The organism is Psychrobacter sp. M9-54-1 (assembly GCF_016613355.1).
Taxonomy (GTDB): Bacteria; Pseudomonadota; Gammaproteobacteria; order Pseudomonadales; family Moraxellaceae; genus Psychrobacter; species Psychrobacter faecalis.
The window spans coordinates 108,217-122,877 of sequence record NZ_JADGFW010000006.1; the positions used below are offsets into that span (position 1 = coordinate 108,217).

At 43.7% G+C, this 14,661-nt stretch carries 9 protein-coding genes; 1 reads left to right on the top strand and 8 read right to left on the bottom strand.

Annotated elements, in window-relative coordinates:
* Positions 1-17: 17 nt before the first annotated feature.
* The 7 genes from IQ457_RS03925 to IQ457_RS03955 all read right to left on the bottom strand — a co-directional run bounded on the left by IQ457_RS03925 (position 18) and on the right by IQ457_RS03955 (position 11,603).
* Positions 18-1,802: an acyl-CoA dehydrogenase C-terminal domain-containing protein gene (locus tag IQ457_RS03925; RefSeq protein WP_144296241.1), complete on the bottom strand. Its 1,785-nt coding sequence runs from the start codon at positions 1,800-1,802 to the stop codon at positions 18-20.
* 251 nt (positions 1,803-2,053) lie between these two features.
* A complete protein-coding gene (locus tag IQ457_RS03930; protein WP_198327822.1) occupies positions 2,054-3,847 on the bottom strand; it encodes an acyl-CoA dehydrogenase C-terminal domain-containing protein in 1,794 nt (597 codons plus the stop codon).
* A 373-nt stretch (positions 3,848-4,220) separates the two neighbouring features.
* Positions 4,221-5,945, bottom strand: a complete 1,725-nt coding sequence (locus IQ457_RS03935) for a putative bifunctional diguanylate cyclase/phosphodiesterase (protein ID WP_200662165.1) — start codon at positions 5,943-5,945, stop codon at positions 4,221-4,223.
* A 61-nt stretch (positions 5,946-6,006) separates the two neighbouring features.
* Positions 6,007-6,897, bottom strand: coding sequence for a 16S rRNA (uracil(1498)-N(3))-methyltransferase (locus IQ457_RS03940; RefSeq protein WP_200662166.1), 891 nt, complete (start codon positions 6,895-6,897; stop codon positions 6,007-6,009).
* Positions 6,898-7,070: 173 nt separating this feature from the next.
* Positions 7,071-7,919 carry a methylenetetrahydrofolate reductase gene (locus IQ457_RS03945; protein WP_198327819.1) on the bottom strand — a complete coding sequence of 283 codons (849 nt, stop codon included), beginning with the start codon at positions 7,917-7,919 and terminating at the stop codon, positions 7,071-7,073.
* A gap of 13 nt (positions 7,920-7,932) precedes the next feature.
* Complete coding sequence (gene ahcY / locus IQ457_RS03950; protein WP_198327866.1) at positions 7,933-9,324, bottom strand: adenosylhomocysteinase; 1,392 nt, start codon at positions 9,322-9,324, stop codon at positions 7,933-7,935.
* Between the two features lie 344 nt (positions 9,325-9,668).
* On the bottom strand, positions 9,669-11,603 hold the full coding sequence (locus IQ457_RS03955) for a TonB-dependent receptor plug domain-containing protein (RefSeq protein WP_200662167.1): 1,935 nt from the start codon (positions 11,601-11,603) through the stop codon (positions 9,669-9,671).
* Between the two features lie 391 nt (positions 11,604-11,994).
* Here IQ457_RS03955 and IQ457_RS03960 point away from each other — a divergent pair, with 391 nt between their 5' ends.
* Positions 11,995-13,947 carry a mechanosensitive ion channel family protein gene (locus IQ457_RS03960; RefSeq protein ID WP_446737529.1) on the top strand — a complete coding sequence of 651 codons (1,953 nt, stop codon included), beginning with the start codon at positions 11,995-11,997 and terminating at the stop codon, positions 13,945-13,947.
* 59 nt (positions 13,948-14,006) lie between these two features.
* On the opposite strand, the gene IQ457_RS03965 is transcribed toward IQ457_RS03960, so the two are convergent.
* Positions 14,007-14,639 (bottom strand): DNA-3-methyladenine glycosylase family protein, encoded by a 633-nt coding sequence (locus IQ457_RS03965; RefSeq protein ID WP_200662168.1) that lies wholly within the window; start codon positions 14,637-14,639, stop codon positions 14,007-14,009.
* Positions 14,640-14,661 lie beyond the last annotated feature (22 nt).

The window sequence follows — 14,661 nt, forward strand, 5'->3', positions numbered from 1 at the left end:
ATTATAAAAGTAAACAATTAGCTAGCAGGTACATCAAAGTAACTAAGATCAAAGTTCATCATTGGATCACTGCCAGCTTTTACCATCTGCGCGTGAGCGTCGATGCGTGGCAAGATACGACCGACGAAATAATCGGCAAGCTTGGCTTTATTGGTGTAGAACTCACCTTCTTTACCATTCGCAGCTTCGACCATGAGTGCAAACATATACGAGTAGGCAAGGTAGCCAAACGCATGCATGTAATCAACGGCACAGCCATTAATTTCACTCTTACGTGCGCCAATATTGCTAAGTACCGTGGTGGTTAACTCTTCAATCGTATCAGCAGCGTTTAGCGTTGCTTGCTTAATACCATGATCTGCTTGCATATTATTGACAAAGTCACGAATCTCACCTAAGAAATGAGTGACGTATTTGCCATTATTTTTCGCCACTTTACGACCTAATAGGTCAAGCGCTTGAATACCGTTGGTGCCTTCATAAATCTGGGCAATACGAGTATCACGAACGATTTGCTCCATACCCCATTCGCGGATATAGCCGTGACCGCCAAATACTTGCTGGCAATCAATGGTCGCTTCTAATGCTTTATCGGTCAAGAACGCTTTAGCAACTGGCGTCAGGAGGGCAACGCGCGCTGCTGCTGCTTGAGCGGCCTCAGGATCGGTACTAAATTTCTCTTGATCAAGGTTTTTGGCAACATACATCGCAAAACAACGTGACGCTTCAGTATTGGCTTTAGCATTTAACAGCATGCGACGTACATCGGCATGATGAATGATGGCATCGGCTGGTTTTTCTGGGCTTTGAATTTGCGTGTCGCTACGGCCTTGACCTCGGTCATTAGCATATAAAGCAGCGTTTTGATAAGCAAGCTCAGAACCACCTAGGCCCTGTAGACCCATGGTTACGCGCTCATAGTTCATCATAATGAACATTGAAGACAGACCGGTATTTTCTGCACCAACCATCCAGCCTTTGGCGTTGTCAAAGTTCATCACACAAGTGGCAGAGGCTTTGATGCCCATTTTGTGCTCAATAGAGCCAACTGCTAAAGTGTTGCGCTCGCCTAAGCTACCATCTTCATTAACCAAGAATTTTGGTACCACAAACAGCGAAATGCCTTTTGAGCCTTCTGGCGCATTCGGGGTTTTTGCCAATACCAAATGAATGATATTTTCTGTGAGGTCGTGTTCACCGCCGGTGATAAAGATTTTGGTACCAGAGATGTTATAGCTACCATCGTCGTTTGGCACGGCTTTGGTTTTGATAATACCTAAGTCAGTACCAGCATGCGGCTCAGTCAAGCACATAGTACCCGACCATTCACCGTTGTACATTTTCTCTAAGTAAGTTTGCTTTTGCTCTTCAGACGCCGCCGCATTTAAGCAAAGCGTTGCGCCTACGGTTAGGTTTGGATATAGAGCAAATGATTGGTTGGCGGTAAATACCATCTCTTCGGTCAACATAGTGACCATTTTTGGGAAACCTTGACCGCCGTACTCAGAGTTACCACTTAAGCCAACCCAACCTGATTCGGCATACTGCTTATAGGCGTCTTTAAAGCCAGTAGGGGTGGTGACAACGCCATTACCTTCAAAGGTTGCGCCTTCTTCATCGCCGCTACGGTTGATAGGTAATAAGACGTTTTTTGACAATTTTGCCATTTCTTCCAAAATCATATCGACAGTTTCCATATCGACATGAGCAAGGTTTTCGTTGTTTTGCCAAAATTCAGGCGCCTTAAATACGTCGTTTAGGATAAAGCGCATGTCGTTAAGAGGGGCATTATAAACAGCCATAAACATTCCTTTGGTTTAAATAAATAAAAGTGAGTAGGGCAAAGCGTTCAATTTTCTTGTGAGTGCAGCTTAAACATAGATAGTTAAAGTTTAGCAAATTAGCGTAACGACGGGTGGTTTTCTTCGTGAATTGTGCGTCCACCAAAAACTATTAGCAATAAAGCCGCTAAGAAAATCGGCAACACACCTAAGTATGTTGCCGATAGGAACTGCTTATTAAAATAGATACTACACTTGCAATGTTCTATACATTAAAACGCAAATTGATCAACGTCCATGGTCATGTACGGCTCAACACCAGTGCTGATGCGCTGTACGTGCGTGGTGGTACGTGGCAATAATTTTGCAAAGTAGAATTGCGCGGTTTTGATTTTGGCATCGTAAAAGGCTTTTTCGCCAGTACCGTCTGCCAATGCAGTTTGCGCAACCAAGGCCATACGCGCCCATAAATAAGCTAGCGTGACATAACCGCTGAAGTATAAGTAGTCAACTGCTGCACCGCCAACTGCATCTGGGTTTTCAGTCGCTTGCATACCAATACGCGCGGTCAAATCGCCCCATTCTTTGACGTGTTTGGCAAGTGGGCGGATAAATTGACCCATTTGATCGTTGTCTTTGTTCTCTTCGCAGAAAGTTTGGATGACTTTAACAAAGTTGGCCAGCATTTTACCTTGTGAGCCCAATACTTTACGGCCGAGTAGGTCAAGCGCTTGGATTTCAGTGGTACCTTCGTATAAGCAAGCAATACGGGTATCACGGACGTTTTGCTCCATGCCCCACTCACTGATAAAGCCGTGGCCGCCATAAACCTGTACGCCATGGTTAGCCGCTTCTAGACCAGTTTCAGTCAAGAATGCTTTAGCAATCGGTGTCAATAGTGACAGCATTTGGTCAGCAAACTTCAGGTCATCGCCTTCGCCTTTTGCAACAGTATCCGCAAAGTGTGAGAGGTAATAAACGAGGGCACGGCCGCCTTCAGCAAAGGCTTTTTCGGTCAATAGCATGTTACGAACGGCTGGGTGAACGATGATAGGGTCAGCGACTTTTTCTGGTGCTTTTGCCCCTGATAATGAACGCATCGCTAAGCGGTCTTTGGCATAGGTTAATGAGCCTTGGAACGCATACTCTGCTGCCGTTAAACCTTGAACGGCGGTACCGATACGGGCCACGTTCATAAAGGTAAACATGCACTGTAGACCGCGGTTTTCTGGGCCAATCAAATAACCAGTTGCGCCGTCAAAGTTCATCACGCAAGTCGCTGACGCTTTGATACCCATTTTGTGCTCGATAGAACCACAAACGACGTTGTTGTTTTCACCAAGGCTGCTGTCTGCGTTGACCATGACTTTAGGCACGATAAACAGCGAGATGCCTTTGGTGCCAGCAGGCGCGCCTGGTAGACGGGCTAGGACGATATGAATGATATTGTCGGTTAGGTCATGCTCGCCCGCTGAGATAAAGATTTTTTGACCAGTGATGCTATAAGTGCCGTCATCGTTTGGCTCAGCTTTGGTGCGAATAATACCTAAGTCAGAACCCGCATGCGCTTCAGTCAAACACATAGTACCTGACCATTCGCCGGTGACCATTTTTTCAAGGTAAGTTTGTTTTTGCTCTTCAGTACCATGGTGCTCGATGGTTTGAATCGCGCCATGTGATAGGCCAGGATACATAGAAAATGACCAGTTCGCCGTGCCAACCATCTCATTGATAACTGTTGATAATGAGAACGGCATGTTTTGACCGCCGAATGCCTCTTCAGCAGACAAGGCTGGGAAGCCAAGCTCGCAGTAGGCTTTATAAGCTTCTTTAAAACCTTTTGGCGTAGTGACAGTACCGTTGTCAAAATGACAGCCTTCCGCGTCGCCGCTTTGGTTTAATGGAGACAGCTCATTTTCCGCAAAGCTTGCCGCCATCTCAAACAGACTGTCCATCAACTCACGATCCGCTTCTTGGAACGCAGGTAAGGTTTTGTAGTGACTTTCGCTGTCAAGTAACTCATGCATCACGAATTGGATATCACGTAGGGGCGCTTTATATTGCATAACTTCCTGTCCTTTTTTAGGATGCGACCGGCAGTAAAACAGCAACTGTCATCGACTATTATGAATAGTCTGAGTTGCCAACTGTTTACTGTTAAAGGGTTTGTCTGTATCAATAACGGACAACAACACCGATCATATGAAATAAATTGAGAAGAGTGAAAAAGAATTATGATTGTATTCGTAAATTCTTGGTAAAAGATAGGCGTTCACTGACAAATATACAAGTTTGGTGACAATACTGATAAGTCATCAACCTGTATTGCATCCTATATATCATCGAGCTTATACGCCAAAAACTTAAGCATTATTTAACAATAAGGGTAGAAAAATTCAAACAATATCGCTTTAATAAATCTCGCTTTGATAGATAATCCTAAGGACGGTCATTTTTAGACAAATGTTGCTGCGTAAGCATCTTAGTTGCCTCGTCCGCCGTCATCGGTTTACCAAACCAATAACCTTGACCGTACTGACAACCCATACTAAGCAATAAATCACGTTGCTGCTCGTTTTCAATACCTTCGGCGATAACGTGCATATCAAGGGCTTCTGCTAAATCCAAAATCGCTTTAACAATGGCGCGCTGCGTACGGTCATTGGTAATCTTAGAGATAAAGCTTTTATCAATTTTAATAAAATCAAACGGATATTCTTGTAAATAGCTTAACGAGGCAAAACCTGTACCAAAGTCATCGAGCGCCAGACAGATGCCAAGTTCTTTGAGTGAATCCAGTTGTTTTTTGACATTGGCATGGCGCTGTATCAATGAAGATTCGGTCACCTCTATGTGCAGTTGGTGAGTGGCAAGTTTATGGCTGTCTAACAAGTTACTGACCAAGTCAAAAAAATCAGGATGGCTAAACTCGGCCGCATCAGCATTGATACAGATGTGCTGCTCAAAGCCCAAATCTTGCCAAACGGTCAATTGCTTAGCAATTTGGCTTGCCATTTGTGAAAATAGCTCAAACGATAATTTATGAGAAATGATGGCATCCATAAAGTCTATGGGTCTTAGTAAGCCGCGAGTAGGATGTTGCCAGCGCACCAACGCCTCAAAACCGCTAATCACACCCGTATCTAAGGCGAATTTTGGTTGGTAATACGGCACAAATTGACATTCGTTGCTGGCCGTCCTAAGCTCAGACTCTAACTGTATATCGTGTGCATTCTTCTCGTTAATCGATTTATGATACCAACAGACATCATCGCCGCCTTGCTGCTTGACGTAATTCAAGGCTTTTTCAGCCTTGGTCAGTAAGCCGATGAACTCATTGCCATTTTCAGGAAAATAGCTGACCCCAACCGAGATATGACAATAGACTTGTGCTTCTTTTGCCACACTGTCATTTAAGAAAAAAGGGCGCTCGCACATTTGCATTAAACTGTCTAATTGATGGCGCACCATGTTGGCATCATTACATTCGAATAATAAAGCAAAGTCGTCACCGCCAAAATGGGAAAAACAGCGTAAATTATCCAGCTCCAACTCGGTGATACGTAAGACAAAACTTTCTACCAGTTTGTTGATGCCATCTGGTCCCAATAAGATAGCAAGGTTGCGATAACGGTCAATGTTAAAACGCACGATCACCACTTCTTGGTAGCTTTCTATTAACAACTCACTGGTTTGACTTAAAAATACTTTTCGGTTTGGCAGTCCAGTTAGCTGGTCATAATTTAACAGATGGGCGACCTTTTTTCTGTTTTTAGCCAGCGTCGCCATATTACGTATGGTACCAACGTAATAAGGGGTGTCTTCTAAGTAAATTTTGCGATAGGTGATATGACAGTCAAGTATTTCGCCATAGCGATTTGCCATCGAAAAATCAATTTCACAAAATCCTGTACTGTCTAAACTGTTAATCAGATTTCTAAGCACACCTTGCTCTTCTTCAGACAAAAACTCGGCTGCATAGATACCAAGCGGACGGCCAAGCAAAAATTTTTCTGTATAGCCAAGCATCAGCTCATAGTTCGCATTAACGGATAGATAGCGCAGTTTGTCGTCCAGTATGAAGATAGCGTCTTCAAATTGCTCGCACAGCTTGACCAATAATTGCTGTTTATCCGATATTGGCATAGGGGTAAAATCGGTCATAATAGGACTCATAACATCAAATTGAATAATAAATGGCGATGTAGCGATGGCAATTTGATGCCTACATATGTAAGGTGTGCAGGGTTGCCAACGAAGCCAATGTCGCTAGGGCAACGACAGGCGCAGTTTCAGTACGCAGCACCCTTGGTCCAATTTGCCACGCTGCAAAACCAACGTCAGCAGCTTTGGCGCATTCATCAGCGCTGAGCCCGCCCTCAGGTCCGATTAGTAATTCAACATAAGGCGTCTGTTGTTTCAAAACGACGGGCAGCGCCTCAGGCATCAGCGGCTGTCCTGCTGCTGGCACGCTTAGCTGCAGACGTAAATCTGCTGGTTGCTGTAATGCTTGATAGTAGGCATCTTTACTTAGCTCAGCGACGATTGGGCTAACTGCCATCTCTTTGTCGTTTTCGTTGGCCGCTATATTTGACAGCCAGTCATCAATCGATAATGGCGCGAGAATAAGAGGCGGGCGATTAAGGCCGCATTGCTCACAGGCGGCAATCGCCACTTGCTGCCAATGTGCCAGTTTTTTCTCCACTTGCGCAGGTTTTAGATTGACCTCACCGTGGTGGCTGGCGAGCAGTTGAATAGCGGTGACGCCAAGCTCAGTGGATTTTTGAATGGCGTAATCCATGCGCTCGCCGCGACTCATCACCAGTCCGATTTTAGTTAAAATAGCGGCGTTACGGTCAGTTTCTAGGTGTGATAATAACGTCGCAGTGGCGTGTTTTTTGCTAATGCTATTGAGCTGTACCTGATATTCACCGCCAAAACCGTCAAATAAAATACCTGTATCGCCGTTATTGGCGCGCAGTACACGGCACCAATGATGGACAATACTTTCGGTCAACTCGACGTTAGCACCGACAGCTAAGGTGCTCAGTTGTGGGCAGGTTGGGGCATTTTTATCACTGCTATCGCTACTGGTGGCATAGAAGAAACGTCGCAAAATTACTTATTCCTATAATGGGAGTCATGATATTTTTCAATATCTTAGCAGAATATCATTTGGGTGGGTAAAGGGATTGTCATAAGTAGAATTGGCATAAATGCAATTCCCATACCAAAAAAGACCGGCGCCCCTAAGAACGCCAGTCATTCAGCAATACATTCGATAAATATTTAAGCAATCAAGCCTAAAGCTTCGACTAAGCGTTTATTTGGCTCAACCTTATTCATGCTATAAAAATGCATGGCAGGTACGCCCTCAGAGATTAGACGCTCACACAAACGATAAACGACATCAAAGCCGAACTCTCGGATAGCAGTACGGTCATCGCCAAAATCTGCCAAGCGCTTACGCACGTAACGTGGGATATCAGCGCCACAGCTATCAGCAAAGCGTACGAGATTGCTTGAGTTGGTAATCGGCATGATGCCAGCGACCAAAGGCTGCGCTACCGTGTCAATACCACGTTTTTCTAAGGTGTCACGCAGATATAAATAGCTATCGGCATTATAGAAAAACTGGGTAATCGACGCATTGGCGCCCGCTTGATATTTATTCACCAAATTGTCGACATCAAATTCAAAGCTACGTGCTTGCGGATGCATCTCAGGGTAGGCTGCGACCTCGATACGGAAGTGATCGCCTGAATATTCGCGGATAAACTTTACTAAGTCTAAGGCAAACGGCAGTTCTCCCATACCGACCTGACCTGACGGTAAATCACCACGCAAGGCAACCAAGCGTGTGATGCCCAAACTTTTATAAAGATCGAGTAGTTCAGCGATTTGACTTTTGTCATCACCAATACAAGACATATGCGGCGCAATATCCGTGTCACCGCGCGCACACAACGCTTGCACGATATCAAGCGTGCGGCCACGGGTTGAACCGCCAGCCCCATAGGTCACCGAAAAATACGCAGGTGATAGCTTATTTAACTCATCATAAGTACTGAGGAGCTTTTCTTGGCCTTGCTCGGTTTTGGCTGGGAAAAACTCAAAGGAGAAAGCAGGCTTAGTCACAGTCTGGCTCCTATTAGTATTTATAAGCGTCAGGCTTAAACGGACCTTCGACAGGTACGCCTAGATACTCGGCTTGTTTTTCAGTCAGTTTCGTCAATGTACCGTTAAAACCAGCAACCATCGCCGCCGCAACTTCTTCATCGAGCTTTTTCGGTAACACTTTGACATATAAATTATCAAAGCGCTCATCGACTGGCAGCTCAGCGAATTTTTCTTCAAACAAGTACATTTGTGCCAATACTTGATTAGCAAATGAGCCATCCATCACGCGTGATGGGTGACCAGTGGCATTACCTAAGTTCACCAAGCGACCTTCAGCAAGCAAAATCAAATAATCGTTCTCGTCATCCGAGCGGAACACTTGATGCACTTGCGGCTTAATCTCAACCCAGCGCCAGTTGTCACGCATAAACTGCGTGTCGATTTCGGTGTCGAAGTGACCGATGTTACAAACAACCGCCCCCGGCTTTAGCGCAGCTAGCATATGTTTGTCACAAACGTGATAGTTACCGGTAGTGGTAACAATTAAGTCAGTATCTTCTAGCAGGCGGGTGTTGATGTTTTCTGCGCCGCCGGTGTTATCGCCGTTGATGTAAGGTGACAATACTTCATAGCCGTCCATACAAGCCTGCATAGCACAGATAGGATCAACTTCTGATACACGTACGATCATGCCTTCTTGACGTAAGCTTTGGGTAGAGCCTTTACCCACATCGCCATAACCGATGACTAGCGCACGGCGACCGGCAAGGAACATATCGGTAGCACGTTTGATGGCGTCATTTAAGCTATGACGGCAGCCGTATTTATTGTCATTTTTAGACTTGGTAACCGCGTCGTTAACGTTGATAGCCGGTACTTTTAGCGTACCTTTACCCAGCATTTCAACCAAACGATGGACACCTGTAGTAGTTTCTTCGGAGATACCATGGATGTTATCAAGCATTTGGGCATAATCGTTATGAATCAAAGCAGTCAAATCACCGCCGTCGTCCAAGATTAAGTTTGCATCCCAAAGCTGACCGGACGCTTCGCCGCCAACGTGGATTTGTTGACGCAAGCACCACTCGTACTCTTCTTCGGTTTCGCCTTTCCAAGCATAAACAGAGATACCAGCAGCAGCAATTGCTGCCGCAGCATGGTCTTGGGTTGAGAAGATGTTACATGAGGTCCAGCGTACTTCTGCACCTAGCGCGACAAGCGTCTCGATGAGAACAGCCGTCTGAATAGTCATGTGGATACAGCCAGCGATTTTTGCGCCTTTAAGCGGCTGGTCGGCTTCGTAGCGACGACGTAAACCCATCAGGGCAGGCATTTCGGCTTCAGCTAGGGTGATTTCACGGCGACCGTAATCAGCAAGGCTAATGTCGGCGACTTTATAGTCAGTGAAAGAGGGGTCGATCATATGGGCAGATGGGGTGTTAGACACTGCGTCCATAATATGCTCCTATCAGTTAATAGATAAAAAGAATAAAAACGCAGGTGCCGTTATTTGCGCTGTTCGTAACCCAAAATGGTCATAAACAGTTAACCGAGCCTAACATAACAAATGATTTGCAAAGCGATAAAGCTTATATGCAATAAGATTTATTATGGTGCAACACCTCTCGGAGGTCGTTATTGTAATTGATGAGGATTAATTTGTCACCTATTGGCTGCGGAAAATCGTAAGTGCTTGCGTCATAAAAAAGGCCATCGATCGATAGCCTTGATTATTTATATATAAGTTCTGGTTCTTACCAAATAAGCTTAAAACCAGTTATAGGTGAGTGAGGTGAAGAAGTTGATACCATCTTGGTTGTAACGTGAACCATATTCCCCAAAAATTTCATTAGTTGAGTAATCTACGTTAGTTAAGTTGTTGATGCGGCTTGTCCATGTTAGATTTGGGCTAAGGTAATAATTACCACTAATATTAAGTAGTGTATAGTCATCCATAAAAGTACTATTGTCTGCTGAGTTATGTATCTTGCCAATATACTCGGCTTCGGTACGAATATCGAAATCAGTTGCTTGATAGCCTACGTAAATAAGCCCAGTATGCTCAGGACGAAATACTAACTGTTTACCTTTATTGACTTCCGAACGATTTTCGGCATTTGTATATGTATAATGTCCACCAAATAGAACATTACTCAATTGCCAGTCCGAGGTGAAGCTATAGCCTGACAGTTTAGCTTCATCCACGTTCCGTGCTTGGAATTTTCCAGTAGCTTCGTCAAATTCATTGTTAATGAGATTATCAACATCACCATTAAAGCCAGTTAACCGTGTATTTTGAAAATTGGTGTTTGATTCAACAAATAACTCTATGTTTTTGCTTTTCTCAACTTTTAAATCTTCATTCGGTACATAATATGAGCTTTCAACGTATAAGTCATTTAAAGAAGGTGATTTATATCCCGTAGCGAAGCTTGTACCAATACGCAGGTTAGGCATTAGTTTAAAAGCATAGCCTAAACCAAACGTGGTTTCATCATCAAATTGAGAATTATCATCAAAACGTACATTCGCTTGAAAGTCGTGTCTACTTTCATTAACTTGATAGCCCAAAAAACCACTATTTATTTTACGTTCATTAATTTTATAGCTATCGACTCCGTTAGCAGGCGTATTATCATTGATGTCTACTTCTTGCTTTAGCCATTCCCCACCAGCCTGTACTTGTCCTATAGGTAACTGATAGGTGGTTAACAAGTTAACCTGTTTCTGTTTGGTTTCAAATTCATCACCAACTTTATTATCCAACTTATCCAAACTCTGACCTGCTGATAAGCGTACTGTCAGCTTATCGTTTTCGTATTGTGAAAATGCGGATACAGCACCGTTTTCCTGCTCGATTTCTGCATCGGCGCTATTATTAAAATCATCAAATTCAGTCGTTGATTTGGCAAAAAGACCTGTTGCACCAATGCTAATATTTTGTGTTAGAGGAATGCTTGCATTTAGTGCAAAGTTATTGCTTTTAAAGCCATCATCATCTTTATTATTACCAGATTGGTATTCAAGGGCACTAATTCCCTTAGTTTGGTTACGACTAGCCGATAGGCTAAGTTTGCTGCCTTGAGCACTTGCAAACTGTGCACTAGCACCGTAAACGTAATGATCGTGTGAACCAACGCCAGCAATAACAGAAAAGTTGCTTTGTTGAACATCGCTACCTTTAGTGAAAATTTGAACAACTCCGCCCATGGCATCAGAGCCATAAATACTAGAGCCTGATGCTCCGTATAGTATTTCAATGCGATCAATCTGGCTTGTTGGTAATAATGCTAAAGCAGGCTGACCTGTGGACATTGAGCCATAGCGTACGCCATCAAGTAATATCAGTACACGTTTGCTATCATAACCACGCACATAAAAGTTACTACTGCTACCCATGCCACCATCTTGCTTAATACTAAAACCAGGCTGGCGCTTTAAAACTTCTAATACTGTCTGACCCTGATAACGCTGCAATTCCTCACTATCAATGACCCGAGTTTGGGCAATGACATTACTGGTCTTAGTTGGCGTCCGCGTCGCCGTCACGACGATTTTATCAAGCTCAACTTGTGGCGACTCGCTGTGATTGATAACGCTACTATCACCAGTCGCAGCTGTAGCACTCATGGCAAAGACGCCTAAAGCACTTAAGATACAAAAGCGAAGATAGGTGGTCGAAGATGAACGAGATAAAGCCATAGTTAATTCCAAAGTTGAATGACAAATTGAACAAAGTAAAAAGTTACAGAAGCGAGAGCCTAAAAGTAAAAAATTACAAAAAGTAATACGAATATTACATAAGGTTATTATCTATAAAACCAGCACATTTATAAACTACTTTGTCCTAATATTTATTCAGCATACGCTGAGTGGTGCTCATGATGGTTGAGGTTTATCTGGGTTGTTTAGCTATTTCCAGTGTTTTTTAGGCTTTTAAATAAATATCATCTGTAAAGGCAAGCGCTATTTTCAACAGTAATAAAAACATGCAATCAAACGCATTGCTGTGATTAATAATTGCTATTATAGTGGCAAATTTCATTTATTTTTTTGTGCTGCCATTCATAAAGTTAAGAGGTTTGTTTTGTCTATTCAGCGTCATCTGAGTGCTCGTACTGCGACATCTTCATCATTTACATCTTTAAAAACAAAAACGCCGCTCATGATAACGGTGTTTTTCTTTGCGATGCTATTGAGTGTATTAAGCGTGGTTTTTTCACATAAGGCGCTTGCTGCCGAAGCCAACATATTAGGCGTGGGTGGTCAAACTGAAGAGGTGGTCAATACCTCGGTGCCCGATTCTTTCGGACGTGATACGCCGCGCCATACTGTACAAGGCTTTATTAAAGCGTTGGGCGATAACGACTATCTGCTGGCCAGTAATTATCTAAATTTATCCAAGTCTGATAATCCAACCACTGTGGTACGCCAATTTAAGCAAGCGCTCGATGCGGGCGGGCGTTTTCAGCCTGATTTGCAAATTAACAATACGCCTGAGGGAAATTTAAGCGATCAGCTACCGCCAAGCCAAGAAAACGTTGGCGTGATTAATGTCGGTGATAAGAGCGTGCCGCTGGTGCTCGAAAGAGTGGCCTCTAAGCAAGGCGAGCAATATTGGCAGTTTTCAAACGATACCCTAAGCTCGATACCAGAAGTGATAGAGAATTATCAGCCGACGCTGGTTTCGCGCTACACCATTGACTCATTAGATGGTAAAAAGCTATTTGGTTATCAGATTTCTGATATATTGGCGGCATTAGCCATTATAGTCAGTAGTTTTATTTTTACTTACATCGTGGTTTGGCTGCTCTATTATTTATTAAAACTGATTTATCCTCGCCTACGAGGTGAGACGTTACCTTTACCTAATAATGTGATATTGCCACTGACCGTCGTTATCACGGCGCTGATATTGGCCGAGGTGATGGTATATGCCGGTATATCAGTGACACTGCGTGAACCAATTAAGCGCTTTACCGACATTGCCTCTTGGGTAGCGACGACATGGCTATTACTGCGGGTTATTGATTCGATATTTACCCGTGCGGTCAATTTAAGTTATAAGAAAAACTATACCGAGCGAGTTTCTATCTTGGGTTTGATGCGCAAGGTGGTCAAAGCGCTATTATTAATCTTTGCGGTTATTGTCATTTTTGGAAATTTAGGATTTGATTTGACCACAGGGATTGCCGCATTAGGGGTCGGTGGTTTAGCCTTGGCACTAGGTGCGCAAAAGACGATTGAGAACTTGGTCGGCAGTGTGGTGGTGGTGGCAGATTCGCCAGTACGCATCGGCGACTATTGTAGCTTCGGCAACCAAGCAGGTACGGTGATTGATATTGGTATTCGTTCATCACGGGTGCGCACACTGAACCGGACGATTGTGACGGTTCCTAATAGTGATTTTTCATCGATGCAAATTGAAAACTATACCTCGCGGGATATGTTTCACTTTTTGCATAACTTATATATCAAACGCAATGCGGATATTGATGTGGTCTTTAAGATGGTCAAAAAATTAGATCAATTTTTGGACGAGCACGAGCTGACCAATCAGGAGTGGAATCAGGCTAATATTTCGGAGCTGCGCCAAGACTGCTACGTCATTCAACTGCGCGCTTATATTAATGCTGTCGATTCGATAGAGTTTTATCGCAAGCAAGATGACTTGTTGGTCGATGTGTTGACCCTGGTGAAAAAATACGATGTCGAGCATGCGCTGCCAACGCAGCAGCTGATTGTCAATCAAGCCGAGCTTGAGCCACAACCTCAGCTAGAAACCGTGACTGATGATTCGATAAACGAAGTAGTGGACGCAAGCGATGCGAGTGAAGCAGACACTGATGCAAATAACGATAATGCTAATGAGCAAAAGGCGCTTGATTTAAATAAAAACGCTGACAGTGCGACGAGTGAGAAAGAGGCTCGTAAAGACACCACTAAAAAGCAAAAACTACAAAGGCATAAACATCGTCTGTTAAAAAAAGGTAAGTTTAAACACGCCAAAAAGAAATTTGGTTTTTCTATATGGAATCAGCCTTAACATTTTGTGTGGTTATTTTGCTTAAGGTTTATTGAACGTTTTATTTATAAAGCTATGGCTTATAAAGGAATAGCAGTTTTTTGACGTAAAAAACCATAATATTGCCATAACAATAAGCTGGCAGCGCTACGGTGCGGTGACCAATCTTGGGTCAGGTTTTTTAATTGTTTTGGCGTTGGGCGCTCTTCTAAATCTAACAATTCCATCGCTGCGACTTTAATGGCTAGATCATCAACTGCCAGCACATCAGCGCGCTGTAACGAAAATAGCAGATACATCTCAGCGGTCCAGCGTCCAATGCCAACCACAGCAGTCAGGGTATCGATAACGTCGTCGTCGGGTAGGGTTGTTAAGGCAGCAAAATCTATATCGTGCTCGACCAAAGAGCGCGTATAACGAATTTTTTGCTTAGAGAGCCCCTGCGCCCGTAAATCCTCGTCTGTCGCTGCTTGAATCGCTGATGGCGTCGTCAAGCCTGCCTCTACCAAGCGTTGCCATATACTGGCTGCCGCTGCGACTGATAACTGCTGTCCAACCATCGCTCTCATTATTTGCGTAAAGCCGCCCGCGTTATGGCGTAAATCAGGCACACCTACTTGCTCATAAACAGGCGCAAATCTTGGTTCGAGAGCAATCAAAGCGTTGATATGTGCTTTTAATTCTTGTTTGTTTTCGATGATTTGTATATTCATAGAGAAATCACTTACTAAAAAA